Annotated in this window: 22 protein-coding genes and 4 pseudogenes; 10 read left to right on the top strand and 16 right to left on the bottom strand. The window is 72.9% G+C overall.

Going from position 1 to position 24,614, the window contains the following annotated elements:
* Positions 1 to 24 precede the first annotated feature (24 nt).
* A complete protein-coding gene (locus ACVV2G_RS02865; protein ID WP_453840936.1) occupies positions 25 to 504 on the top strand; it encodes an anthrone oxygenase family protein in 480 nt (159 codons plus the stop codon).
* Positions 505 to 982: 478 nt separating this feature from the next.
* On the opposite strand, the gene ACVV2G_RS02860 is transcribed toward ACVV2G_RS02865, so the two are convergent.
* Together ACVV2G_RS02860 and ACVV2G_RS02855 are read right to left on the bottom strand one after the other, a co-directional pair.
* Positions 983 to 1,258, bottom strand: a complete 276-nt coding sequence (locus ACVV2G_RS02860; protein ID WP_453840935.1) for a DUF397 domain-containing protein — start codon at positions 1,256 to 1,258, stop codon at positions 983 to 985.
* Entirely contained in the window at positions 1,259 to 2,119 is an 861-nt protein-coding gene (locus ACVV2G_RS02855; RefSeq protein WP_453840934.1) for a helix-turn-helix domain-containing protein, read from the bottom strand. It abuts the gene before it with no gap.
* A 215-nt stretch (positions 2,120 to 2,334) separates the two neighbouring features.
* On the opposite strand from ACVV2G_RS02855, the gene ACVV2G_RS02850 reads away from it, so the two are divergent.
* The 3 genes from ACVV2G_RS02850 to ACVV2G_RS02840 all read left to right on the top strand — a co-directional run bounded on the left by ACVV2G_RS02850 (position 2,335) and on the right by ACVV2G_RS02840 (position 5,584).
* Positions 2,335 to 2,973, top strand: coding sequence for an ATP-binding protein (locus tag ACVV2G_RS02850; protein ID WP_453840933.1), 639 nt, complete (start codon positions 2,335 to 2,337; stop codon positions 2,971 to 2,973).
* Complete coding sequence (locus ACVV2G_RS02845) at positions 2,964 to 3,404, top strand: hypothetical protein (RefSeq protein WP_453840932.1); 441 nt, start codon at positions 2,964 to 2,966, stop codon at positions 3,402 to 3,404. The genes ACVV2G_RS02850 and ACVV2G_RS02845 overlap by 10 nt, the downstream gene beginning before the upstream one ends.
* Before the next feature lie 314 nt (positions 3,405 to 3,718).
* Positions 3,719 to 5,584 carry an ABC transporter ATP-binding protein gene (locus ACVV2G_RS02840; protein WP_453840990.1) on the top strand — a complete coding sequence of 622 codons (1,866 nt, stop codon included), beginning with the start codon at positions 3,719 to 3,721 and terminating at the stop codon, positions 5,582 to 5,584.
* Positions 5,585 to 5,969: 385 nt separating this feature from the next.
* On the opposite strand, the pseudogene ACVV2G_RS02835 reads toward ACVV2G_RS02840, so the two are convergent.
* From ACVV2G_RS02835 to ACVV2G_RS02825, 3 genes and pseudogenes are all read right to left on the bottom strand, one after another.
* A pseudogene (locus ACVV2G_RS02835) lies at positions 5,970 to 6,654 on the bottom strand (DUF899 domain-containing protein).
* Positions 6,655 to 6,766: 112 nt separating this feature from the next.
* On the bottom strand, positions 6,767 to 8,170 hold the full coding sequence (locus tag ACVV2G_RS02830) for an amidohydrolase (RefSeq protein ID WP_453840931.1): 1,404 nt from the start codon (positions 8,168 to 8,170) through the stop codon (positions 6,767 to 6,769).
* 76 nt (positions 8,171 to 8,246) lie between these two features.
* A complete protein-coding gene (locus tag ACVV2G_RS02825) occupies positions 8,247 to 10,187 on the bottom strand; it encodes an FUSC family protein (protein WP_453840930.1) in 1,941 nt (646 codons plus the stop codon).
* Positions 10,188 to 10,959: 772 nt separating this feature from the next.
* Between ACVV2G_RS02825 and ACVV2G_RS02820 the strand changes: the two genes are divergently transcribed.
* Complete coding sequence (locus tag ACVV2G_RS02820; RefSeq protein WP_453840929.1) at positions 10,960 to 11,247, top strand: hypothetical protein; 288 nt, start codon at positions 10,960 to 10,962, stop codon at positions 11,245 to 11,247.
* 183 nt (positions 11,248 to 11,430) lie between these two features.
* On the opposite strand, the pseudogene ACVV2G_RS02815 reads toward ACVV2G_RS02820, so the two are convergent.
* The 3 genes and pseudogenes from ACVV2G_RS02815 to ACVV2G_RS02805 all read right to left on the bottom strand — a co-directional run bounded on the left by ACVV2G_RS02815 (position 11,431) and on the right by ACVV2G_RS02805 (position 13,123).
* Positions 11,431 to 12,208, bottom strand: a pseudogene (locus tag ACVV2G_RS02815) (nucleotidyltransferase domain-containing protein).
* A gap of 62 nt (positions 12,209 to 12,270) precedes the next feature.
* Positions 12,271 to 12,522: pseudogene (locus ACVV2G_RS02810) on the bottom strand (transposase); the annotation flags it as partial.
* A 367-nt stretch (positions 12,523 to 12,889) separates the two neighbouring features.
* The gene (locus tag ACVV2G_RS02805; protein ID WP_453840928.1) at positions 12,890 to 13,123 is read right to left on the bottom strand and encodes an alpha/beta hydrolase family protein; all 234 of its coding nucleotides are present in this window, start codon (positions 13,121 to 13,123) and stop codon (positions 12,890 to 12,892) included.
* Between ACVV2G_RS02805 and ACVV2G_RS02800 the strand changes: the two genes are divergently transcribed.
* The 3 genes and pseudogenes from ACVV2G_RS02800 to ACVV2G_RS02790 all read left to right on the top strand — a co-directional run bounded on the left by ACVV2G_RS02800 (position 13,104) and on the right by ACVV2G_RS02790 (position 15,216).
* Positions 13,104 to 13,835: a MarR family winged helix-turn-helix transcriptional regulator gene (locus ACVV2G_RS02800; RefSeq protein WP_453840927.1), complete on the top strand. Its 732-nt coding sequence runs from the start codon at positions 13,104 to 13,106 to the stop codon at positions 13,833 to 13,835. The two genes, ACVV2G_RS02805 and ACVV2G_RS02800, sit on opposite strands and share 20 nt — an antisense overlap.
* 513 nt (positions 13,836 to 14,348) lie before the next feature.
* Positions 14,349 to 14,762: a RidA family protein gene (locus ACVV2G_RS02795; protein ID WP_453840926.1), complete on the top strand. Its 414-nt coding sequence runs from the start codon at positions 14,349 to 14,351 to the stop codon at positions 14,760 to 14,762.
* Positions 14,759 to 15,216, top strand: a pseudogene (locus tag ACVV2G_RS02790) (GNAT family N-acetyltransferase). The gene ACVV2G_RS02795 and the pseudogene ACVV2G_RS02790 overlap by 4 nt, the downstream one beginning before the upstream one ends.
* 55 nt (positions 15,217 to 15,271) lie before the next feature.
* Here the strand turns inward: ACVV2G_RS02790 and pip are convergent.
* Both pip and ACVV2G_RS02780 read right to left on the bottom strand, forming a co-directional pair.
* Positions 15,272 to 16,237 carry a prolyl aminopeptidase gene (gene pip / locus ACVV2G_RS02785; protein WP_453840925.1) on the bottom strand — a complete coding sequence of 322 codons (966 nt, stop codon included), beginning with the start codon at positions 16,235 to 16,237 and terminating at the stop codon, positions 15,272 to 15,274.
* Positions 16,238 to 16,467: 230 nt separating this feature from the next.
* Positions 16,468 to 17,181, bottom strand: a complete 714-nt coding sequence (locus ACVV2G_RS02780) for a uracil-DNA glycosylase (protein WP_453840924.1) — start codon at positions 17,179 to 17,181, stop codon at positions 16,468 to 16,470.
* Positions 17,182 to 17,328: 147 nt separating this feature from the next.
* Here ACVV2G_RS02780 and ACVV2G_RS02775 point away from each other — a divergent pair, with 147 nt between their 5' ends.
* Entirely contained in the window at positions 17,329 to 17,985 is a 657-nt protein-coding gene (locus tag ACVV2G_RS02775) for an RNA-binding S4 domain-containing protein (protein ID WP_453840923.1), read from the top strand.
* Between the two features lie 69 nt (positions 17,986 to 18,054).
* On the opposite strand, the gene ACVV2G_RS02770 is transcribed toward ACVV2G_RS02775, so the two are convergent.
* The 6 genes from ACVV2G_RS02770 to rpsA all read right to left on the bottom strand — a co-directional run bounded on the left by ACVV2G_RS02770 (position 18,055) and on the right by rpsA (position 23,363).
* On the bottom strand, positions 18,055 to 18,540 hold the full coding sequence (locus ACVV2G_RS02770) for a DoxX family protein (RefSeq protein ID WP_453840922.1): 486 nt from the start codon (positions 18,538 to 18,540) through the stop codon (positions 18,055 to 18,057).
* A gap of 80 nt (positions 18,541 to 18,620) precedes the next feature.
* The gene (locus tag ACVV2G_RS02765; RefSeq protein ID WP_453840921.1) at positions 18,621 to 19,301 is read right to left on the bottom strand and encodes a class I SAM-dependent methyltransferase; all 681 of its coding nucleotides are present in this window, start codon (positions 19,299 to 19,301) and stop codon (positions 18,621 to 18,623) included.
* A 200-nt stretch (positions 19,302 to 19,501) separates the two neighbouring features.
* Positions 19,502 to 19,882: a tetratricopeptide repeat protein gene (locus ACVV2G_RS02760; protein ID WP_453840920.1), complete on the bottom strand. Its 381-nt coding sequence runs from the start codon at positions 19,880 to 19,882 to the stop codon at positions 19,502 to 19,504.
* A 117-nt stretch (positions 19,883 to 19,999) separates the two neighbouring features.
* Positions 20,000 to 20,605 (bottom strand): dephospho-CoA kinase, encoded by a 606-nt coding sequence (gene coaE / locus ACVV2G_RS02755; protein ID WP_453840919.1) that lies wholly within the window; start codon positions 20,603 to 20,605, stop codon positions 20,000 to 20,002.
* 69 nt (positions 20,606 to 20,674) lie between these two features.
* Positions 20,675 to 21,613, bottom strand: coding sequence for a PAC2 family protein (locus ACVV2G_RS02750; RefSeq protein WP_453840918.1), 939 nt, complete (start codon positions 21,611 to 21,613; stop codon positions 20,675 to 20,677).
* Positions 21,614 to 21,857: 244 nt separating this feature from the next.
* Positions 21,858 to 23,363 carry a 30S ribosomal protein S1 gene (gene rpsA / locus ACVV2G_RS02745; protein ID WP_453840917.1) on the bottom strand — a complete coding sequence of 502 codons (1,506 nt, stop codon included), beginning with the start codon at positions 23,361 to 23,363 and terminating at the stop codon, positions 21,858 to 21,860.
* 323 nt (positions 23,364 to 23,686) lie between these two features.
* Here rpsA and ACVV2G_RS02740 point away from each other — a divergent pair, with 323 nt between their 5' ends.
* Positions 23,687 to 24,571, top strand: a complete 885-nt coding sequence (locus ACVV2G_RS02740) for a class I SAM-dependent methyltransferase (RefSeq protein WP_453840916.1) — start codon at positions 23,687 to 23,689, stop codon at positions 24,569 to 24,571.
* Positions 24,572 to 24,614 lie beyond the last annotated feature (43 nt).

Here is a 24,614-nt window from a genome sequence, read left to right as displayed (position 1 = left end):
GCGGGGGATGGGAGCTGACACGACATGATCGACGGACCGTATTTCGTGCTGACGGTGCTGGGCGTGCTCGGGACCGGTATGACGGCCGGCGCCTTCTGCGCGTTCTCGGCCTTCGTGATGCGGGGGCTCGCCGCGCTGCCGTCCGCGCAGGGAGTCGCCGCGATGAACGCGATCAACACGGCGGCGGTGCGCCCGGCCTTCATGTCCCTGTTCCTCGGGACGGCGGTGCTGGCCGCGGCGATCGCCGTGGTGACGTTGGTGCTGTGGCCCGGCGGGGCCGCGGTGGAGCTGCTGCTGGGCAGCGCGCTGTACGTGGTCGGGTCGTTCGGGGTGACGGCGGCCGTCCACGTGCCGCGCAACACCGCGCTGCTCCGGTCGGAGCCGGGCTCCGCGGAGGCGGCCGGCCGGTGGCCCGGCTACGTGCGCGCGTGGACGGCCTGGAACCACGTCCGTACGGGCGCCTCGGCAGCGGCGGCGGTCGCGTACGTGCTGGCGCTCGCCTGAGAGGACTGTGCCCCGCCGGAAACCCCGGGCGAGGGTCAGGGTCCGCCGAGCGGAGTATCGGGGCGGAGTGGGGCGGGCTCCGCCGGGCCTGCGAACGCCGCGGGCAGGGGCGGCCATGACGGCGGCCTGCGCCCGGAGGGGCGCGCTCTGAGGGGCAGGCGGACTCGGAAGGGGGTAGGCGCGGAGGGGGCGGACGCGGCGGTCGTCGGCCGCCATCTGCCGGGCGGCCGTACACGGCTGCCGACGCCGGTCGGTCCGTACGACCGATCGATGACGACCCGAGCCCGTCCACCCGTCACCGTCCGCCCGCCCTCCGGACCGATCAGCGGTTCACGGCCCGCCGGCCGCCGCCCCGTGTCCCGCAAGGGCGGCGGCCGACGCTCCGTGCCTTGCGTTCTCCCTCGTGCTCTCCTGGGGGTCGGGGGATCGGCTCAGTGCCACACAGCTTAAAAAGACAGCGTCAACGGAAGTGCAGGTCTCAGGTCAGCAGGAAGTCCGCCTCTCCCGCCTTCGCTCCCTCGATGAAGGCCGTCATCTCGGCGGACGTGTAGATCAGCGCGGGACCGTCGGGGTCGGTGGACTGACGGACCGCGATCCGGCCGTCGGCGAGCTTCATCGCCTCCAGGCAGTTGCCGCCGTTGCCACCGCTCCACGGTTTGTGCCAGCCCTCGCTGCCCAGTTCACGGGCGGGCATGCCGTTGTAGATCCGCTGACCGCGGGTCCGTGGCAGGCGCTGGGGCTCGATGCGATTCATTCACAACTCCTTGCGGAGATCCCGGAGGATCTCCTTCGTGCGATGTGCCGTGGCGGCCTGCGCCGCCATGCGGTCCATGACCTCGAGGTGGGTCGCCACCTCCGCGCGCGCGTCCAGGTAGACGGCGCCGGTCAGGTACTCGCTGTAGACCATGTCCGGCAGCTCCGGCATGGCGAATCGGAACAGCACGAAGGGCCCGTACGTGCCGGGGTGCGGCCCGCTGGAGAAAGGCGCGATCTGCAGGGTCACGTTGGGGAGCCCCGTGGCGTCGAGCAGCCTGTCGATCTGGGCACGCATCACCTCCGGGCTCCCGACGGGGCGGCGCAGCGCGGTCTCGTCCATCACGACCCACAGCCTGGGCGCGTCGTCGCGGGTGAGCAGCTCCTGGCGCTGCATGCGCAGGTCGACGTGGCGCTCGATGTCGTCGGGCCGGGTCTGCCCGATGGCTCCCGAGCGGAGCACTCCGCGTGCGTAGTCCTCGGTCTGCAGCAGTCCGGGGACGAAGTGGGGCTCGTAGGAGCGGATCAGGACGGCCGCGCCCTCCAGGCTGACGTACATGGAGAACCAGCCCGGCAGGATGTCGTGGAAGCGCTGCCACCACCCGGGCTTGTTGGCGTCCTCGGCCAGCCGGACGAAGGCGTCGGCCTCCTCGTCGCCGATGCCGTAGGCCTTCAGCAGCAGCTGCAGGTACGGGATCTTGAGGGCGACCTCGGCCATCTCCATCCGGCGGACCGTGGCCGGGGCGACCCGCAGGATGCGGGCGGCTTCCTCACGCTTGAGACCGGCACGTTCCCGCAGGTCGAGCAGGCGTCGGCCGAGAACGACCTGGCCGACCGTCGGCGCTGACCGCGGCTCGCTCACCGCCCACCTCCTGAAGAGTCCCGAAGAGTCCTTGTGCGGACAGCCCGGCGGCGCCATTCGAAGATCTATTCGAAAGCCTGTGCAGACCTTCGGCGATCTGAAGTGGCGCCGCGCGACGTGCTGTTGCGAGCAGTGTGCCACGGCCGTCCAGACCGTCACACAGCACTCTGCATTTTTCAGAGTGACACTTGCCAAGTGTCCACGGCGGGGCGATAGTGGCAAGCGTGATTCCGTCCGCGCCTTTAGGAACAGACGCCGCCGCGGGCTCCCCGGGCCTCGGTGCCGCCATGGGAGCCGGCTCCTCGAGGGCCGCCGCCCAGCGTCGGTTCCGTTTCGAGCTGGCCGCCCATCCGGGTTCTCCCGCGCAGGCCAGACGCCTGACGCGTGCTCGGCTGAACGGCTGGTCGGTGTGCGAGGACACCTGTGACACCGCGGCCCTGGTGGTCTCCGAGCTGGTGACCAACGCGATCGTGCACACCGCGAGCAGACACATAGTCTGCGAGCTGCACGACGGCGCCGACCTGGTCCGCATAGCCGTACGGGACGAGGGCTGCGCCCCGGGCCGGCCCCTCCCGTCGGCCGATCAGCAGCCGGAGGACGAGCACGGCAGGGGACTGCTCCTCGTCGACGCCCTGTGCGACGCCTGGGGTGCCCACGAGCACGGCCCCGGACTACTGGTCTGGGCCGAGCTGCCGCGGAAGGCCGACGGGCCGCGCGACCCGTCGGGGCCCTGCAACGACCTGGGCTGGGGCGCCCGGCCGAAGCCCGGCCCCGCCGACGGCACGGGCGACGACGGCGAGGCGGAGGGACGCCACCGGGAGGCGCGCCGCGGAACGGGGACCGAATGGCTATGAGGACTGCGTCCGGCATCCGACCCATCGGCCTGGACACCCTGGTCCGCCTCCAACGCGGACTGCGCGCCCCCGGTACGCCCCGGCGGCTGCCCGTACCGGACGGCATGACGGCCCCGCTGGGCTGCGACGCGGTGGCGGCGCCCGCCCGGCTCGGTCCCCTGGTGCTGCCCCGGCTGCCACGCGTGGGATGCGTGTACGCCGACGAGGCGCACTGGTGGTGGATCGTCCCCTCCGACTCCGACTACGCCCTGGAGTGGCCCGCGCCCGCGCGGTACGCCACCGGAGCGGTCGTCCCCGACGTCCCGGACGTCCCCGGCCTCATCCACCGCCCGGACGGCACGGTCCCCTACACCCCGCCCATCCCGCTCTACCTCGCGCTGTGCCGGCTGACGAACACGACGCCGACGTGGTCGCGGCCGGTGAGCGCGTAGAACACCGCCGTACCCTGACGCGCCGCCGTACCCTGACGCACCCACCGCGCCTTCCCGCACCACTGCGCCTTGCCCGCGCCACCGTGCCTCCGGGCGCCACCCCGCACGCCCTTTTCCGGTCTCCTGCGGCCGGGTGCGCGCCCGCGCGCCCCGCCCTGCCCTGCTCGCGCCCTGCCCGTACGCACCCCGCCCCGCGATAGTGGCCGTTCGTCCACAAACGGGGGAGGCCGACGGTGCGCAGGAAGGGCGGCACGGAATCAGCCGGGGTGTCGGATTCGGAGCGGTTGCTCTTCGGTGGTCCACTGCGCTACGACATGGGCTGGAGCCAGCACGCCGACGCGTTCCTGGAGCTGGGCTTCCGGGCGATGCTGACCCGGCTGCCGTCCCTGCTGGCCTCCAGCCTCAGGCTCGCCCGCCAGGCCGACCCGCAGGCCGCCCGGACGGTACTGGCGGCCGAGGTGGGCCGGGGGGCGGCGCAGGCGGTCAGCCTGCTCGCCGTCAACAGTGTGCTGGCCGGGCTGATGTCCTCCGGGCCGGTCGCGGAACGGCTGCGCGGCACCGTCCCGGCGCTGGTCACCGTGGCCGCGGCGATGGCGGTCGCGGCGCTGCTGCGGGCCGCCTCGACGTATGCGACGGGGCGGCTGGAGCCCAAGGTGGAACGGGTGGCCACCGAGCGGTACCTGGAACGGGCGGCGGCCGTGGAGCTGTCCGCCATCGAGGACCACGCCTTCCACAAGCTCCTGGACACCGCCCAGTACGGCGCCGCCTCCGCGCGGCGCATGATCTCGTTCGGCACGCGTGTGGTGAACGCGATGATCTCGCTCATCGCGGCGGCCGGTGTCCTGACCGTGCTGCATCCGGCGCTGCTGCCGCTGCTGGTGACGATGACCCTGCCGAGCGCCTGGAGCGCGCTGACCCTCGCCCGCCGCCGGTACGAGTCCTTCCACGCCTGGGTGCAGCACGAGCGGGCGGGACGACTCCTGGCCAGACTGCTCATCGAACCGGCCGCGGCTCCCGAGATCAGGGTGCACGGGGTGGGGCCCTTCCTGCTGCGGCACTTCCGTTCGATGTCGGAGACCGCCGAGGCGGAGCAGACCCGGCTGGCCCGGCTGGCGGCCCGTACGGGGCTGTTCGCGGCGACGTGGACGGGGCTGGCGACGGCCGCGACCTACGCGACGCTCGGCGGGCTGCTGCTGGGAGGCGCGATGGCCCTGTCGGTGGCGGGTACGGCCGTGATCGCGGTCCGCACCGGTTCGCAGAGCCTCGGCACCCTGGTCGTGGAGGTGAACGCGCTCCACGAGGAGGCCCTGTTCGTGGGCGATCTGGAACGGCTGCACCGGGAGGCCGCCCACCGGGCCATCCCGGTGGGCGGCGCCGCGCTGCCCGAGGACCCCAAGGAGATCCGCTTCGAGAACGTCACGTTCCGCTACCCGGGCGACGCGACCCGCTCCGCGCTCGACGACGTGACGCTGGCGCTTCCGCTGGGCCGGATCGTGGCCCTCGTCGGCGAGAACGGCTCGGGCAAGACGACGCTGGTCAAACTGCTCGCCGGGCTCTACACGCCGGACCGGGGCCGGATCACCTGGGACGGTGTCGACGCGGCGACGGCCGACCGGCATGCGCTCGCCGAACGCGTCGCCATGGTGGCGCAGGACTTCAAGCGGTGGCCGTTCACCGCGCGGGTGAACGTCGCGGTGGGCCGCTCCTCGGAACCTCTCGGCGACGACCGCGTGGCCGACGCCATCGCCGAGGCGGGGGCCGAGGGGGTGATCGCGGATCTGCCGCGCGGCCTGGACACCCTGCTGGCCCGGGACTTCAGCGGCGGGCACGAGCTGTCCGGGGGCCAGTGGCAGCGGGTCGGGATCGCCCGGGCGGCGTACCGGCGGGGCCGCATCCTCATCGTGGACGAGCCGACGGCGGCCCTGGACGCCCGGGCCGAGCTGGAGGTGTTCGAGAAGATCCGGGCCCTGGCCGGCCGTGGGCAGACGGTCGTACTGATCACCCACCGGCTGGCGTCCGTGCGCCACGCGGACCTGGTGCACGTCCTCGACCAGGGCCGGCTGGTGGAGTCCGGGACGCCGGACGAGCTGCTGGCCGCCGGCGGCGTCTACGCGGAGCTGTACTCGCTGCAGGCCGAGCAGTTCGCCAAGGCGCCGGTGCACGCCCCGGAGGCGGGCTGACGGGCGGGGCCGGCGCGGCGGTCCGGGCCGTTTCGCACCGGCGCGTCAGGCGGCCGCGCACCGGCGGCGTCGCCGCCGCGGACGATGACCAGGAACATGTCCGAGGCGAGGTCCATGACGACTTCGGCGGCCAGTCCCTCCAGTCGCCGCGCGTTCGCGAACTCCTCGGCCGGCCAGGATCCGCGCGGCCCGCCTGCGGGAAAGCGCTCGAGCACCGTTCGCCCGTTCACCCTGCACCTCCATGTAGCGCTGTACTCGTAGAGTTAAACGCCAACCATGGAGGGAACACCTCGTGCAGTGATGGTACTGAGACATAGTTGACACTCGTTCACCGCATGGTGTGAGCGTCGTCTCAGCCGTTCGGCCGTTTTCGACACCGTGCGTGTCAGTCCTCGTACTCCTCGTGGTACCGGACCGCCCCGCTGTCCGCAGGGGCACCGAGAGCCGGCGCACGTCCCTCGGGTTTCTCCACCGTTCCCCCGGCCGAGTGCGGTCAGGCCGAGCAGGCTGGTGGTCGAGCCGAGCCCGTCGAGGCCGCGCTCGTACGTCGAGTAGGTGTGGAAGGCCCGGTCGCGGTCCCGCAGGAAGCAGCTGAGCCCCGGCCGTTCCACGAGTGCGCCCTCCTGCTCGAGGGTCACCTCGAAGTCGGCGTTGAAGTCGCCGGCGTACGACGAGTACCAGGGCACCCTCCAGCCCATCCGCGCCTTGCAGGGGAGGATCTTCGGGTACGGCGCCCGGGAGACGGCCGCGAACGACGTACCGCGCGCCCTCAGGTGCGCGAGGTGCCCGAATTGGTCCAGGAACGCCGAGCAGCCGCGGCAGCCGGCGTCCCACTCGGGGCGAACATGAAGTGGTGGACGACGAGCTGGCCGCGTTCCCCGAAGAGGTCGAGCAGCGTGGCCTTGCCGTCGCCGCCCTCGAACACGTACTCCTTGACCACCTCCACCATCGGCAGCCCGCGCCGCTCGGCGTTGAGCGCGTCACGCGCGCGCGTGACGGCCTTCCTTGGCCGGCAGGACCTCGCGCGCCACGCGCCAGTCCGCGCGGGTGACGATTTCGGGCAGCGACATGGCTCCGGCTCCTCCATCGCGACGGTCCGTCGAAGGGTGGTGACTGCCGTGAGGAGGCGAACTCGTCGCGGCTCGGCAGGATTTCTCCTCCGGGCCGCCCCGCGGCTGCGGATCAGGTGCCGTACTCCTGGATCCGCCGGCCGTGGCCGCGGTCGGTCAGGGCGGGCAGCCGCTCCCCCAGTTCCCGCGCCACCGCCGCCACGTCCAGGGTGAGCAGTTCGCGGTCCCGCATGAGGACCCGCCCGTCGACGATCGTCGTGCGCACGTCGGCGGAGCGCGCGCTGTGCACCAGGGTGGCGGCGAGATCGTGCACGGGCTGGGTGTGCGGGCCGGTGAGGTCGACGAGGACGAGGTCGGCCCGGTGCCCCGGTGCGATCCGCCCGACCGTGTCGCCCAGCCCGACCGCGCGGGCGCTCTGCAGCGTGGCGTGGTGCAGGGCCTGGCGGGAGGAGAGCCAGCGGGGGTCGCCCTCGGCGGACTTCTGGATCAGGGACGTGAGCGCCATCGACTCCCACACGTCGAGGGAGTTGTTGGAGGCCGCGCCGTCGGTGGCGAGCCCGACGGGGACGCCGATGTCCCGCAGGGCGCGTACGGGCGTGGTGTCGGGCCAGGCGAACTTGAGGTAGCCGCGGGGCGCGGTCGCCACGGCCGTACGGCCGCCCGCGCGCGCGAGAAGCGGCAGATCGCGCTCGGTGATGCCGGTGCCGTGTGCGATGAGCACGTCGGTGTCGAGGATGCCGGTGCGCTCCAGAACCTCGATCGGGGTGGCCCCGTGCCGGGCGAGGCTGGTGTCGGTCTGGTCGCGGTTCTCGGCGGCGTGCAGGTGCACGGGCAGGCCGTGGTCGCGGGCGTGCCCGGCGGTGGCGGCGAGATCGGCGTCGGTCACGGTGTAGGGGGCGTGCGGTGCGAGGGCGGTGGTGATGCGGCCGGCGGCCGTGTCCCGGTGCCGCAGCGCGAACTCCAGCGACCGCTCCCGTCCTCCGGGACCCTGCGAGGAGAAGTACGCCTGGCCCAGCAGAGCCCGCAGGCCGCACTCGGCGACCACGGCGGCGACGGTGTCCATGGCGAAGTAGTGGTCCGCGAAACAGGTCACGCCCGCGCGGATCATCTCGGCACAGGCGAGCCGGGCACCCAGCTCCACGTCGCGTGCGGTGAGGTTGGACTCGACGGGCCAGACGACGTCGTTGAACCACTCCCGCGTGGGCAGGTCCTCCGCCAGCCCGCGCAGGGCGACCATCGGCGCGTGGGTGTGGCAGTTGATCAGCCCGGGGAGGGCGACCTGACCGCGCGCGTCGAGGTGTTCGGCGGCGGGGAGGCCCGCCACGGCCGCGGCCGTGGTCACCGAGTCGACGCGGCCGTCCCGTACGACGACGGCCGCGTCCTCCTCGAAGCCGATCCGTTCCCGGTCGTCGTGCACGAGGACGGTGCAGCCGGTGATGACCAGGTCGGCGGGCTCGGGGCGTTCGGTGGGCGTCTCACGGGGGCCGGCGGGCTTCTCACCGGGAGGTGGGGTCATCACGCCAAGGTACGGCGTGGGCGGTGGGGTGGCCGCTGTCCGGCGGGACGCTCACCCGAGGGGCGGCGCGGGACACTCACCCGGCGAGGGGCGGCGCGGGTTCGCGCAGCGCCACGTGCCCGCGCCGCGCGGCGAGTTCGTCCCGCAGCCCGGCGAGCCGTTCGGTGTGGCGGGGCGTGAGCCGACCGGTGTCGTCGAGGTGCACGGCGCACGCCGTGGTGGTGTCGACGAGGCGTTCGAGGAGCGCGGCGACCTCGTCCGCGCCCGCGGAGTGCCGCGCCAGGGCGGGCAGTTCGGCGGCGGCCAGCCCGATCGCGGCGCGGGCTTCGGCGAGTCTCCGGTAGGCGTCGCGGCGCAGTGTCCACCGGGTGGCACGGTCGTCGGACTCGCGCAGCACGTGGGCGAGATAGGCGTGCGCGGCCGCGTCGGCGGCCTCGATGCGGGTGCGGACCCTGCCGCCCCGCTGCCCCGGCATCGGCAGATGCCCGACGACCAGCACGATCGCACAGGCCAGCAGTGTCTCGCCGATGCGGCTGACGGAGGCCTGGGGTTCGCCGCCCACCATGACCAGGGCGAGCACGAGGACGGTGACGACGGCGGTCTGGGCGGCGAAGTGCCGTGCGGCGACCGGCACCAGCGCGCCGCAGACCGCGACGAGGGCCACGAGTCCCTCCGGCCGGGGCACCACGGCGGCGGCTCCGGCGAACAGGAGCGCCCCGAGGACGGTTCCGGCCGCCCGGCACACCACCCGGGACACCAGCGGACCGAGGTCGGGTTTGACGAGGAAGACGGCGGTGGCAGGGAGCCAGTACCAGTGCTGGTGGGTCCCGTACCAGTGACTGTGGTGCAGCACCTGGGCGACGGCGGCACTGGCCCCGAAGCACAGGCCGACGCGCAGCCCGTACTCCCGCCCGCCGGCGCCGAGGACCGTGCGGGCCAGGGAGGCGACGGACCGCTTGCGGGTGTGCAGGTCACGGCTCCCGCCCCGGTCGAAGGCCTCGGCGGCGTGCAGGAGGGCGTCGTCCAGGGCGCGCAGAGCGGGTTCGGTGCGGCTGGGCGCGGGCAGCGGGCCGGCCGGGGTGTTGCCGCGGACGGCGGCGGCCAGACGCCGCGGCCCCTCCCCCGCCCGCGCCGGGAGGGGCCGCTCCGCCCAGGCGAGCGCGGTCGCGGCCTCGCCGAGGGGCAGTGCGGCGGCGTACTGGGCGTGCAGCCGCCGTTCGGCCGCGGACGAGGCACGGCGTCGCAGCCGGGGCCCGGCGAGCGCGTCCTGCGCGTGGTCGAGGGCGGCGGTGAGCGCGGCCCGGCGGGCGACGGCGTGCCCGGTGCCCGTGGCGTCCAGGAGCGCGGCGACGGCGTCGTAGACGGCGGCCACGGCGGCCCGCTCCCCGTCGAAGCGGAAGTCGAAACGGGACCCGGGGCGAGAACCGCCGGGGGAGCCGCAGCGGGACTCCAGGCGTTCAGGGCGGGAGTCGCCGGCGCGGGATCCGGGCGTGGGCAGGAGGAGCCGCAGCGCGAGCAGCCATCCGGCACCGGCGAGGAAGGCGGACGCACTCTGCCACCCGGGGCCGGGCAGCGGCATCCCGGCCCCCACGGCGCCGGTGACCAGCAGCTGCGTCCCCGCGCCGGAGGCCACGGCCCCCACGGCGCTGAAGCCTCCCGCGACCAGTCCCAGCCCGGTCAGCACCAGCGTCAGCGAAACGGCGCCGAGGTGTTCACCGGAGTACGTTCCGACGAGCAGCCCGGCGGCTCCCGCGAGCGCGGGGACACCGATCCGTCGCACCGAGGTACGCCGGCTGCCCGGCCGGTCGTTGATGCCGGCCAGCATGGCGGCGAGGGCGGCGGCCACCCCCAGCGAGGCCCGGTCGACGAGCACCGCGGCGAGCAGCAGCGGCCCACCGGCCAGCGCGCCCCGGGTCACCGCGCTCCAGGGCACGGGACCGCGCTGGGTGCTCAGTGCGTGGGCGAGCCACGGCGGGAGGGAGGAAGCGGCGAGGCGGGCGGTGCGGACACGAGGCACGCGACTCCTGTCGTCCGGTCGAGGGCGGGGACGAGCCTTCGGGCGACGGTGACCGGGCTGCCGGGTGTGCCATCCAGCCTACGGCCGGTTTCCGCGGGACCGGAAACGGGCGGGTTTCGGCGGTGTGACGGTGGGCCTGGACGCGAGGGGCCGGCACGGCGGCTCCGCGCGGTCGGCACGCGGCAGGAACGTCCCCCGATCAGGCAGGACCGGCATCGCGCGTCCCTTCTTCGCCGCTCGTCACTCCCGGTCTCGGACGAGGAGAGTGACGGCCACGACCGCAGCTGGGGCAGGCGCCTGACGCCGGACACCGGACACCGGACACCGGACGAGGATGCTCTGCCGTGCCTGTCGCGCGGCCACACGCCCTTCGACGACCTCGCCGTCCAGCCGCGGACGCCCCCTCGCGCACCACCCGCCCGGGCGCTGATTCCGGCGGACCGTCAGGTGGTGTGGCCGCCGAATGACTGCAGGTCGTTGAAGTGATTGGGTCGCCTGATCACGACTTCCTCCGTGAGCCGATCGTCCTGAACGACGTAGTACCCCTTCTCGCGGTCGCACCCCTGTGCCCCTTCGGTCAGACTGCGCAGGGCCGCCGACCCGTCCGAGTAGCCTCGCCAGGCCATCCGCCCGGCGCCGGAGCCGTAGAGGGCCGCGTGCGCCCCGTCCTCGATCCGGTCCTTGGCGTGGCAGGAGAAGCCCGAGGCGTGCCCGGTCTCGAAGTCGGTGATCCGCGAACTCCTGCGACTCCGCGCCCCAGGCGGCCCGCCTGGTGGACACCGTCCCGCTGGCGATCGGCATGTCGGCCTCCATCGCGGACATCGACGCGATCGCCTACGCGGCCCGTTTCTACGCCGCCGTGGCGGACGGCCAGTCGATCCGGTCGGCGCACGCCCAGGGGCGAGTCGCGGTCGAGATGGCAGGGCTCCTCGACCACGACCTGCCCACCCTGTTCCACGCCGAGGACGTCGACCCCACGACCGCCTTCCTCGTGGCGCCGCCCACCGCTCCCCCGGTCCCGCTCCCGGCGGAGGAGGAGCCCGAACCGCGGCAGACCTGACCGTGGCCGGCTGCGCGCAGGGCAGCCGGCACCGTCCGCGCCGGTCATCGCCCCCGCGGCACGGGCGGGAACCCTCGTGTACGCGGTTCTTGCCGGTGCGGCCGGAGGAGGTCACGGTCGGCGGAGCGACGGAGTACGTGTGCCGTCGACGCCGGTCGAGGCGGACCCGTTCGCCCAGCGGCGTCAGCCCAGCCCCACGGCCTCGCGCAGGAGCGTCTCGGCACGCGTCACCGACCGCGCCAGGGCGTCCGGCCGGGGGGTCAACTCCGCCAGCAGCCCGTCGATCCCGTCGGTCCCCCCCGAGCCCGGCCCGTTGGACGAGCCCCTTCTCGTTGGTGACCCACTCCCCCCGTGCCGCCAGTACGGCGTGCGCGGTCTGCGTCGTGGCGAGGGCGAGCGCGCCGGCGACCTGGGTGAGGGCCCCCTTGGGGGCGTGGCCCGCCTTGGCGTAGGCGAGGGTGGCGGAGGCCAAGCCGTACCAGCGTTCGGGAGCGGTGGTGCGGAGGGCCTCGGGGTAGCCGGGGCTGGGCAGTTCGCCGCGCAGCACCCGGTTGATCGCCAGCTCCGCGACCACGAGGTACGTCGGGATGCCGGCGAGGTGGAACATCAGCGGTTCGACGCCGAACCGTCCCGCCTCCGCCTCCGCCCTCTCGTGCTCGACCACGTCGAGGTCCCGGTAGTGCAGGTCCACCCGGCGCCCGTCGACGGTCAGCCACGCTCCCCCGTTGAAGACACCGCCGCCCCAGGCCCCGATCCCGGAGACCTCCCCGGCCCAGCCGAGGGCTCGGACGTCGTCGGGGTCGAAGGCGCCGCGGTAGTAGACCGCCAGGTCCCAGTCGCTGTCGGGACCGTGCGTGCCCTGGGCCCGTGAGCCGCCGAGGGTGACCGCACGGACGGCGGGCAGGGCGGCGAGCCGGTCGGCGGTGGTGTCGAGGAATTCCTGCTCCGTGAGCGAGGGCACTGCTGAGGACTCCTGTCTCCTGACGGATGGGAGGGTATCGGGAGGGGAGGGGTCGCGCCGTGGACCTTCTTTCCATAGCGGTGGAACAGGGTGTCGTCCACCGCGAGGGTCACCACCGCTCCCCGGGGCACGAAGCGAGCCACGACCGCACGGGTCAGGGCGAGTCCGACCTGGTCCAGGTCCCAAACCGCCCGCGCGAAGAACCGGTGCGCTCGCGACCAGTGCGCCTTCCCGGCCAGTCCGGCGGCCTGCCACATCCCGGTGACGGTGCGCGGACTGTTCCCCGACAGCACCCCGGTGACCAGCACCGCCATCGTCGTGAGCGGGGGCGGTGAAGCACGGCCGCAGGACTTCCAGCACGATCAACAAGGGTGACGGTACGGTCACCGGCACCTGGACCTCCCCGGTACAGCCACGCACGACGCGCGGCCCATCCGCCACCTCCGGCAAGGGCGGACACTGCGTAGGACCCGATCCGCCGCACCGCGTCCGGACCAGCCCACCCGGGGCTCCTGCACCGCGCACCCTTTCCTGCGCCCGCAGGACTCCGGCCTGACACGGAGGTCTTCTTCTGCCACCCCGGACCGTTCCGCCTCTGCGGACGGTCGACTCGTGGTGCCGTCCATTCCCTGCGAAGCTCAAAGCCGCTCAGCCTGCTGTATCGCCAGAGGGCTCCGAGATCTACCCGGCTGACGCGGCTGCTGTGCCGGGGATGTGGACGTGCTGCGTGAGGAACAGGGCTGCGCGGTCCAGTGCCTGGTCGGCCTCGTCGAGAACGCCGGCGAAAGACCGGAACACATGGGGTACGTCGGCGGTGATGTCGAGGATGACGTCCACTCCGGCTGCGCGGGCGCGGGCGGCCAGGCGCGTGGAGTCGTCCAGCAGGATCTCGTTGATGCCCACCTGGATGGGCATCGGGTCGGTCGCCGAGCGTGGTCCGCGTGGTGCGGATGTTGCCGGGCACGATCATCTCAGCCATCAGCGCCTCGAATCCGGCTCGGGCCGCCTCGACAGACCTGGGGCCTTCGGGCCGCGGCTGCCGCAGCATCGCGTCAATCTGCGCCCGCTGTTCCTCGCTCATCGTTCTCCCCCTGCCGTGAGCGACTTCCACGGCACTATATGCCGTGGCATGTATCGTAAACTGTATGCCGTGGCATCCAAAACAAGCAGTGACACGGTCGACCTTCCGGGCTTCTTCGCTGACCTGGTCCGATGCGAGACGCGTCTGTACAACGCCCTCAACGACCGTCTCCGTGAGCGGCACGGGATCGTCACCTCGCACTTCGAGGCCCTGCGCCACCTGCGCGACCACCCCGAGTCCCGCGTGGCGGACCTTGCCGCCGAGTTCGCCATCGGCATCGGGGCGACCAGCAAGACCATCGACCGCCTGGAAAAGCAGGGATGGGCCGTCCGGCAGCCGAATCCATCCGATCGCCGGTCCTCACTGCTGGCCCTCACCGACGACGGCCTGCAGCTGGTCGACGCGGCAGAAGGGACCTTCACCGAGCGGTTGGCCGAGCTGACCGCAGATGCGCTCAAGGCGTCCCCCATGACGGCCGCCGCGCAGGCTCTCTCGGAGCTGCGTTCCGTCCTGGAGCGCGACCGGATCGGCGCGCCCACAGGCTGACGCGTTTTCGCAACCGGGTCGAAACGGCAACAGCCAGGCATGGTCAGCCTCGGCGCACCATCAGGATCTGCCCCGGACCGATGCCTCTTCGCGGTCCGCAATGGGGTGCCGTAGGCCGGGACACGCGCACATGCGTTCAGAGCCTGGCTTCTGGGTCGGCCCACCCGCCAACCTCTGCCGACCAGCCAACCTCACACACCGCCACCCGCAACCCAGTAGCCGATCACGAGAATGGCGGAACTTCAGATTGTCAGTGGCGCGCGTTGTCAATGGAGTCGTGACTGAGCGTAGCGGCGGGGGAGGTCGTGATGGCGTCGTGGGGCGGGGGCGGAGGGGCTCCGGGCTGTGGCTGCGGAGGCGGGAGGGGCGGGCGCTGACCACCGAGGGACGGGCGGCGGGCCGCACGGTGCAGGCCGCAGGACCACTGGCCCGGGCTCCGGGAAATTCGGGTGCAGGGGCGGTCCTGGGAGCGGAGGATCGGGAGGTCGACCGTTCGCCGCCCCAGGAGCCCCTGTGATCCAGCGCGTCACCGTGCCCGGCCTGTTCCCGCCCCCCTCCTACGCTCACGCCTCCGTCGTCGAGGCCGGCACGAAGCTCGCCTTCCTGGCCGGGTCCGTCCCGCTCGACGCGCAGGGGAAGCTGGTCGGCGGGGGCGATCCGGTCCGGCAGGCCGAGCAGGTGATCGCCAACCTCACCGAGCAGGTGCACGCCGTCGGGAGCGAGTTGCAGCACGTCGTGTCGACCGATGTGTACGTGGTCAGCGGTGAGGCCGCCGTGCTGTCGGCCGTCTGGGACGTCGTCGAGGCGTCGGGGCTCAGTACCGGCCCGCACTCCTCGACGCTGCTGGGAGTGAACTGTTTGGGCTACCCGGGCCAGTTGGTGGAGATCACGGCGACGGCGGTCGTCCCGGAGGAGGCGCGCCCGTGAGTCGACGGGAAACCGGGGCGGTCGTCCTGCGGCGGGCGGAGGCCACCGACGCCCGTGCCGCGGCCGACGTCTGGCTGCGTTCCTTCGCGGCCGCGCTGCCGACCGTGGTCCGGCCCCGCACCGACGAGGAGGTAGGGACTACGTCCGCCACGTGCTGGTGCCCCGGCACGAAGCCTGGGTGGCCGAGGCGCCGGGCGGTGCGATCGTCGGCGTGATGGTGCTGGAGGAGGAAGAGCTGTCGCAGCTGTACCTCGCCCCGGGCCGGTGGGGGCAGGGCATCGGAGACCGGTTCGTCGCCCTGGCCAAGGAACGCGGGCCGCAAGGACTTTCGCTGTGGACCTTCCAGGTCAACACACCCGCGCACCGCTTCTACGAGCGGCACGGTTTCACCGCCGTGCAGTGGACGGACGGCGCCGGCAACGAGGAGCGGACGCCGGACATGCGGTACGTGTGACGGCCGTAGGGCGCGGGCGCGGCCACCGGGTGGACCAGGGGCCGGCCGCGGCCCGTCAGGCACCGGCGCGTGCGTACCTGTCCGTCGCCGCCACCAGAGCCCGGTCACCGTCCGCTCCCGCGTCGTGTCCGGCCTCGTCCACGACCACCAGTTCGCTGTCCGGCCAGGCGTGGTGGAGCCGCCAGACGATCCCGAGGAGGTTGCCGAAGTCGAGGCTGCCCTGCACCAGGGTGCCGGGGATGCCCTTGAGCAGGTGCGCGTCCCTGAGGACCACGCCCTCGTCGTTGCCGTCGCCGAGGAAGTGGTCGTTGCCCCAGTAGTGGGTGACGGTACGCGCGAAGCCCAGACGGAACTCGGGATCCGCGAACCGGGCGACCGAGCCCGGCGGCGCGGGGATCGTCGCCGTCTCCCAGTCCGTCCAGGCGCGTGCGGCCCGTTCCCGGACCGCGGCGTCGGGCGACTCCAGCAGCCGGTTGTACGCCGCGGCCGGATTGCCGTCGCGTTCGCCCGCGGGCAGCTCGGCGAGGAACCGCTCGTGGGCTTCGGGGAAGATCTTTCCCAGCCCGCGGGTCAGCAGGGCCGCTTCGGCGTTGGAACCGGTCGCGACTCCGGTCAGCACCAGCTCGGTCACGACGCCCGGGTGCGTCTGCGCGTACCGCAGCCCCAGGACCGATCCCCACGAGACCCCCCACACCAGCCACCGCTCGATCCCGAGGTGGGTGCGCAGCCGTTCCAGGTCCGCCATGACGTGGGCGGTCGTGTTGACGCTCATGTCGGTGCCGTGCTCGCTCGCCCGGGGCAGCGAGCGTCCGGCGCCGCGCTGGTCGAGCAGCACGATCCGGTACGCGGCCGGATCGAAGTACCGCCTGAGGTTGGGACTGGTGCCGGAGCCCGGCCCACCGTGCAGCACCAGCGCGGGCTTGCCCCGCGGGTTCCCGCAGGTCTCCCAGTGGACGCGGTTGCCGTCGCCGACGTCGAGCATGCCCTGGTCGTACGGTTCGATCTCCGGATACAGGCCCATCGGGGCACCCTAATGCCGCGGCGCCGGAACCGCTCACGCCTTTTCCCCGGGGCTCCCGGGGCTCCCGGGGTTCCCGGGGCTCCCGGGGTTCCCGGGGCTCCCGGGGTTCCCGGGGTTCCCGGGGCTCCCGGAACCTCCTGAGGGTCTGCCGGTGCCTCCCGGCTGTCCGCCAGGTCCTTTCGGGGGCCTGCCGGGTCTTCCCGGGGCCTGCCGGGTCTGCCTCGGGTGCCTCACTCCGTGGGCAGTCCCGCCGTATCGGCCGCCGTACGCAGGACGTCCCGGAGCATCTCGGGGGTGAGGCGGCCGGTGAACGTGTTCCGCTGGCTGACGTGGAAGCAGCCGAAGACGTCCAGGCCCGGGCCGTCGGAGGCGTCCAGCGTGACGTGGCCGCCGTGCGCGAAGGCGGGGCGGGGGCGCGGCACGGCCCAGCCCGCCTCGGCGAACGCGGGGAGTGCGGCCTGCCAGCCGAAGGCGCCGAGCACGACCACCGCCCGCAGCGTCGTCCTGAGCAGCTCCAGTTCCTGGACCAGCCAGGGACGGCAGGTGTCCCGTTCGGCGGGGGTGGGCTTGTTGGCGGGCGGGGCGCAGTGCACCGGCGAGGTGACGCGCACGCCGAGCAGTTCCAGACCGTCGTCGGCGGTGACCGCGGTGGGCTGCGAGGCGAGGCCCACGTCGTACATCGCCCGGTACAGCACGTCTCCGGAGCGGTCGCCGGTGAACATCCGGCCGGTGCGGTTGCCTCCGTGGGCCGCGGGGGCGAGCCCGACGATCAGCAGACGTGCGTCCGGCGGACCGAAACCCGGCACCGGCCGGCCCCAGTAGGACCAGTCGGCGAAGGCCGCCCGCTTGGTGCGGGCCACCTCCTCCCGCCAGTCGACCAGTCGCGGGCAGGCCCGGCAGCCCTCGATCCGCCGGTCGAGTACGGAGAGGCCACTGGTGTTCATGCCTCCACCGTAAGACCCGGCGGGATCACGGCCGGAACCCGAGGGGACTCGAGGCCTGCGGGCCCTCGGTGGGCCCAGGCTCCCCGGTGGCGCCGGCCCCGCCGGCACAGGGGCCCTCGCGTCCGGCCGGGCGGTTAGGGTCGAACCATGGCTTCCGAGCATGACGAGGGCAGGAACGGCGGGCCGGCCGGACCACGGGACACCGCCGCGGCGAAGGCCGGAGCGAGGACCGGGGCGCAGGCCGACGACAGGACCGAGGAGAAGGCCGAGGGTACGGCCGGCAGGCAAGCGACCGGGCAGCAGCCGGGTGCGGGCGGCGGAGCCGCTGACGTGTCCCAGCCCCCGGACCCGAAGACCGCCGCCGCGATCGCCGCCGCCGAGGCGGCCGGGCCGCAGAGCGGTGGGAGCGTCCGCGTGGACAGCTGGATCTGGGCCGTCCGCCTCATCAAGACCCGCTCCCTCGGCGCGACCGCCTGCCGGGGCGGCCATGTCCGGGTGAACGGCGAGCGCGTGAAACCCGCGTACGCACTGCGCGTCGGCGACGAGGTACGCCTGCGGCACGAGGGCCGGGAACGCGTCGTCGTCGTGAAGCGGCTGATCCGCAAGCGCGTCGGTGCCCCGGTCGCCGCCCAGTGTTACGTCGACAACTCCCCGCCGCCCCCGCCCCGCGAGGCCGTCGCCCCCGCCGGCATCCGCGACCGGGGCGCCGGCCGCCCGACCAAGCGCGACCGCCGCGAGCTGGAGCGGCTGCGGGGGCTGGAGAGCCTGAGCCGTGCCCGGAGGGACGCCGAGAGTCGGCCCTGAGACGTACCGCCGCTCGCAGGCCCTGCCGCCGGCGTCCACAGCGACGCCGGCGGCAGGGCCCGCGGCCGGTCAGGCGCGCCGGGACCGTACCAGTCGGCGGAGTTCCGCATGGTGCCCACGACGGGCCCAGGCGATGAGCAGGAGCGGCACCAGGAGGATGACCGGCGTCGCGGCGTTGTCTCCGTCGAAGGAGGTGAGTTGGACGACGAACGCGCCGACCATCAGCGCACTGAGGGCCGTCGCCGCCACCGACTGCAGCAGCGGGATCAACAGGGCTGTCGCACCGGCCAGTTCGAGCACGCCGATGGCGTACATGCCCGCGTCGCCCCAGCCCATGTCAGCGAAGGTGTCGGTCGCCGAGGGGTGCGCGATCAGCTTGGGCAGGGCGCTCGCCACGGCGAAGAACACCGCGAGGAGCACCTGCACCGTACGCAGGGCGGACCGTGCGCCCCGCCCGCGAGCCGGTGCGACGGAGGCCGCCGGTGACGTGGAAGCGGTGGAGGCGTCCGAGGCGGTGAGGGTGACGGGGCCGGAGGAGGCAACGGGCTGAGACATGGGGAGTCTCCTGGGGTGAGCGGTCCGTGTGCTGTCGGGAGGTGGACTGCCCGTCGGCCCGGAAGTCGTCGGCCTTCTCCTCAGGACAGGGGAAGCGCCCTCACCCATGTCCCGTCGTCGGTCAGACACCGGTCCACCTCGAGTCCCACCTCCCCCAGTGCCTGCTCGAACTGCTCCTCGGTCATCGGCCGGGCCCGGAAGGTCTGCGTCCAGACCGCGTCGGGGAATGCGTATTCCGCGCGCACCGAGTGGACTCCGTCCCCGACCGGCTCCGAGGACACGATCCGCACGGTGAAGCCGCTGGGGTCCACCCGCTCGCGCGGCAGATCCGTGTGATAGTCCGCCCCCTCCCGTTGGATGAGTACGCAGCCGCCCTCCGCCACGTGCCGGACACAGGTGCGCAGCAGCCCCCGTCTCACCTCGACGTCCCCGGCGTGCACGAGGAACGATGCCAGCAGCACCGCGTCGAAGCGCTCGCCCAGGCCGAGGTCCTCGATCGGGCTGCATATCGCGCGGGTCCCGCGCACGTGCGCCAGCATGTCGGCGGACTCGTCCACCGCGGTCACGTCGAACCCCCGCTCCAGCAGCGGGTGCGTCATGCGTCCCACGCCGCTGCCCAGCTCCAGGATGCGCGCACCGCCGGGCACCGCGGCGGCGATGACGCCGGGCTCCGCTCCTGCGGGCAGCCGCGCGTAGAGTTCGACCGCGCAGCCGTCCGGGGCGATGGCTCCGGGCCCCGTCCCCTGGTGGCCCTCTCGCATGTTCAGCTCCATGCCCGTCCAACGGGCCGTTCCCGCACAATCGTTCCCGTCGCGTGTCGGTTCACCCGACCGAGTGAACGCACTCCGGCCCCGTGCAGAAGCGCTCAGGGCGCGGGTCTCCCGTCGGGCGCGCCGCGAAGCTCAGGAACGGGCCGGGAGGACGCCGGAGGCGCGGACCCGGACGCCGGAGTCGGAGGCCGTCACGGGTCGAACCGCGCCTGCTGCAGGTACTCCGGGTTCGGATCCAGGGCTGCCGCCAGCCGGAAGTGGCGCCGGGCCTGGTCGGGGCACCCCCGGCGCTCGTAGGTGCGGGCGAGTGCGAAGTGCGCGAACGCGTTGTCCGGCTCGCGCTCCAGGACGATGGTGAACTCCAGCTCGGCCGGCCTCAGCTGCGCCGCCGCGAAGAAGGCACGCGCGCGCAACAGCCGCGCGGCCGTGTTCTCGGGGTGCGCGCCGATGACCCCGTCGAGCAGTTTGACCGCACCCTGCGGGTCCCGCGCCGCGAGCAACTGCTCGGCGGCACGGAAGTCGATGACATCCGTCTCCGGAGTACGTCCGGTCGAACCGCTGGTCTCGGGCACGGCACAGTCCTTCCCTCTCTCAGGGGCGTCAACGCCCGTGCGGGGGACGCTATTCCTCCAGTGACGGGGGCGGGTCCGGTGCGGCGGCCGGGGCCTGCTCCGTGCGCGCGCGGACGCTCAGCGCGAGACGTGCGCTCTACGGGTCAGCTCGGCCCACACCTCCTGCACGCGGGCTCGCAGTTCGTCCAGCGGCACGTCGTTGTCGACGACCACGTCCGCGATCTGCCGGCGCTCCTCGCGCGCCGCCTGGGCGGCCATACGCGCGCGTGCGTCCTGCTCGGTCATCCCGCGCAGCCGTACCAGCCGGTCCAGCTGGGTGGCCGGGGCGGCGTCGACGACGACCACGACGTCGTAGAGCGGCGCCAGGCCGTTCTCCGTGAGCAGGGGGACGTCGTGGACGACGACGGCGTCCTCGGCAGCGGCCTCTTCGAGGGCGCGTGAGCGTTCGCCGACCAGGGGGTGCACGATCGAGTTCAGCGCGGCCAGCCGCTGCGGGTCGGCGAACACGATCGAGCCGAGTTTCGGCCGGTCCAGGCTGCCGTCCCCGGTGAGCACGTCCTCGCCGAACTCCTGCACGACCGCGGCCAGCCCCGGGGTTCCCGGCGCCACGACCTCGCGCGCGATCCGGTCCGCGTCGATCAGTACGGCGCCGTGCTCGACGAGCAGCCGCGACACCTCGCTCTTGCCGGCGCCGATCCCGCCGGTCAGGCCCACCTTCAGCATGAGCGGAAGCCTAGGGCCTGCCGGTGGGCGCCGGTCCGACGGGGCGGCCGGGACGGCGCCCGGCGGGTGTCAGCCGTCGCCCTCCCGCTCCGCCAGGAAGCGTTCGAACTCGCGGCCGATCTCGTCCGCCGACGGGATGTCGGCGGCCTCGGCGAGCATGTTGCCGCGGGTCTCGGCACCCGCGACGGCGTCGTACTGGTGCTCCAGGCCCTGGACGAGGGCGGTGAGTTCCTCGTCGCCCTCCTGGACCTGCCGGTCGATCTCCGTCTGCGTGCGGTGCGCCTCCGTGCGCAGGGAGTGCGCGATGCCCGGCAGGACCAGCCCGGTCGCCGCCGTGATGGTCTCCAGGACGGTCAGGGCGGCGTCCGGGTACGGGGAGCGGGCGATGTAGTGCGGGACGTGCGCGGCGACCCCCAGCACCTCGTGGCCGGCCTGCATGAGCCGGTACTCGACGAGCGCCTCGGCGCTGCCGGGGACCTGCGCCTCCTCGAAGGGGCTGCGGTGGCCGGGTACGAGGTCGGTGCGGGTGCCGTGCGGGGTGATGCCGACGGGGCGGGTGTGCGGCACGCCCATGGGGATGCCGTGGAAGTTGACGGAGAGGCGCACGCCGAGGCGCTCGACGATCTGCCCCACGGCCGCGGCGAAGCGCTCCCACTCGACGTCCGGCTCGGGACCCGACAGCAGCAGGAAGGGGGCTCCGGTCGCGTCCTGGACGATCCGCACCTCGATGGTGGGTTCCTCGTAGTCCGTCCAGGTGTCCCGCTTGAAGGTCAGCAGCGGGCGGCGCGCCCGGTAGTCCACGAGCCGGTCGTGGTCGAAGCGGGCGACGACCTGGTGGGGCAGCGAGTCGAGCACCTGGTCGACGATCTGGTCCCCGGCCTCGCCCGCGTCGATGTATCCGTCGAAGTGGTAGAGCATGACCAGTCCGGCCGACTCCTGGGCGAGTGCCATGTCGACGACGGCCAAGCCCTTCGGCTCCCATGCGTACAAACCCTGCGGATCAAGCACAGTGTCCGCTCCCCTCCTCGTGTTCGTACTGGACAACGCGGGCCCCGGCGCGGACATTCCCGTCCGCACACCGGCATCCGCGTGTCCGGCCGGCGACGGGCGGAGGGCGGACCCGGCGGCGCAGCCCGGCGATCACGGCGGCGGGGGCCCGGCGAACACGCCGAGGGCCCGCACCCCGGGTAGGGTGCGGGCCCTCGGTTCACGAGCTGTGACGCCCGATCAGGAGCCGGTGCTCAGCGTGCGCTCAGCTCTGGCCGCCGGCCAGCTTCTCGCGCAGCGCGGCCAGCGCCTCGTCCGACGCCAGGGCGCCGGAGTTGTCGCCGCCCTCGGAGGAGTACGAGCCACCGCCACCGCTGGAGGCGGCCGGAGCCGCACTCGCGGTGTCGACACCCTCGGCAGCGGCCTTCTCGTCCGCCTCGCGGGACTTGATGACCTGCGCCTGGTGCTGCTCGAAGCGCTGCTGCGCCTCGGCGTACTGGGTCTCCCACGCCTCGCGCTGGGTCTCGTAGCCCTCGAGCCAGTCGTTGGTCTCGGGGTCGAAGCCCTCGGGGTAGATGTAGTTGCCCTGGTCGTCGTAGGACGCGGCCATGCCGTACAGGGTCGGGTCGAACTCGACCGCCGACGGGTCGGAACCGAACGACTCGTTGGCCTGCTTCAGCGAGAGGCTGATGCGACGGCGCTCGAGGTCGATGTCGATGACCTTGACGAAGATCTCGTCGTTGACCTGGACGACCTGCTCCGGGATCTCCACGTGGCGCTCGGCCAGCTCGGAGATGTGGACCAGACCCTCGATGCCCTCGTCCACGCGGACGAACGCACCGAACGGCACCAGCTTCGTGACCTTGCCGGGCACGACCTGGCCGATCTGGTGGGTGCGGGCGAACTGCTGCCACGGGTCTTCCTGGGTCGCCTTCAGCGACAGGGAGACGCGCTCGCGGTCCATGTCCACGTCGAGGACCTCGACGGTGACCTCCTGGCCGACCTCGACCACCTCGGAGGGGTGATCGATGTGCTTCCAGGACAGCTCGGAGACGTGGACCAGACCGTCGACGCCACCCAGGTCCACGAAGGCACCGAAGTTGACGATCGAGGAGACGACGCCGGAACGGACCTGGCCCTTCTGGAGGGTGGTGAGGAACGTCTGGCGGACCTCGGACTGGGTCTGCTCCAGCCAGGCACGGCGGGACAGGACCACGTTGTTGCGGTTCTTGTCCAGCTCGATGATCTTGGCCTCGAGCTCCTTGCCCACGTAGGGCTGGAGGTCGCGGACGCGGCGCATCTCGACCAGGGAGGCCGGGAGGAAGCCACGGAGGCCGATGTCGAGGATGAGACCACCCTTGACGACCTCGATGACGGTACCGGTGACGATCCCGTCCTCTTCCTTGATCTTCTCGATGGTGCCCCAGGCACGCTCGTACTGGGCGCGCTTCTTCGAGAGGATCAGGCGGCCTTCCTTGTCCTCCTTCTGGAGAACAAGGGCCTCGATCTCGTCACCGACGGCGACGACCTCGTTCGGGTCGACGTCGTGCTTGATCGAGAGCTCGCGGCTCGGGATCACACCTTCGGTCTTGTAACCGATGTCGAGCAGGACCTCGTCCCGGTCGACCTTCACGATGACGCCGTCGACGATGTCGCCGTCGTTGAAGTACTTGATCGTCTCGTCGATCGCGGCGAGGAAAGCTTCCTCGTTACCGATGTCGTTGACCGCTACCTGCGGGGTGGTGGCGGTGGTCTCGGTGCTGCTCGTCATGTGGGAAAGGGCTCCGGTACGGACATTGAAGTCGTAGGTACTGCTTACGCCGGGAGCCCGTTTCGCTCTGCAGAAGCCGGACAGCCAAGGAAGCGCCACCAAAAAACACCGATGACGCCTCGAGAACCGAGGGGACATACAACAGATGCGAGCGCGACCTGCTACGTCTGAGGTGCGCAGGCCCGCAGCGCAACTTGTAGCATACGGGGGCGGCCGGGCAGGGTCAATGCGCGAAGCCGCACACCCGGGACAAATCACCGCACGCCCGGCAGAAATGCTGCTCCCGGGGCCACGCGTCCCCCTGCGCGTCCTCCGCGTGACACGTGGAACAGGCGGCAGGAGCGGCACGGAAGAGCCCGCAGACTAGTACGAGGGAGACGGTCATCCAAGAGCCCGTAGCGTCCGAGGCCGAAGCGGCGGAGCCCGAGGCCACCCGGCGTGCCGCCGGTGTCACGGAGAGCGCCCGCGCCAACCGCGGCTGGTGGGACCGCAACGCGGACGAGTATCAGATCGATCACGGAACCTTCCTCGGCGACGACCGCTTCGTGTGGTGCCCCGAGGGTCTGGACGAGGTGGAGGCCGAGCTGCTCGGCCCGCCGGAGGACCTGAAGGGCAAGGACGTCCTGGAGATCGGCGCCGGCGCCGCCCAGTGCTCGCGCTGGCTGGCCGCCCAGGGCGCCCGTCCGGTGGCCCTGGACCTCTCCCACCGCCAGCTCCAGCACGCGCTGCGCATCGGCTCCGCCTTCCCCCTGGTCTGCGCCGACGCGTCCGTGCTGCCCTTCGCGGACGGTTCCTTCGACCTCGCGTGCTCGGCGTACGGGGCGCTCCCCTTCGTCGCCGATCCGCGGCTGGTGCTGCGGGAGGTGCGGCGGGTGCTGCGGCCGGGGGGCCGCTTCGTCTTCTCCGTCACGCACCCGCTGCGCTGGGCGTTCCCGGACGAGCCCGGCCCCGAGGGACTGTCGGTGTCCGGCTCCTACTTCGACCGCACGCCGTACGTCGAGCAGGACGACGAGGGCCGCGCGGTGTACGTCGAGCACCACAGGACGCTCGGTGACCGGGTCCGGGACGTGGTGACGTCGGGGCTGCGGCTGGTGGACCTGGTGGAGCCGGAGTGGCCGGAGTGGAACACCTCCGAGTGGGGCGGCTGGTCGCCGCTGCGCGGGCGTCTGATCCCCGGGACGGCGATCTTCGTGTGCGAGCGCGACTGAGTCCGCCCCCACTCGGCGGCCGCGTGCGCGCCCGGCCTTCACG

It is taken from the genome of Streptomyces sp. JK94, assembly GCF_053613315.1.
The sequence above is the reverse complement of the archived record's forward strand: the minus strand, read 5'-3'. Positions and strand labels throughout refer to the sequence as shown.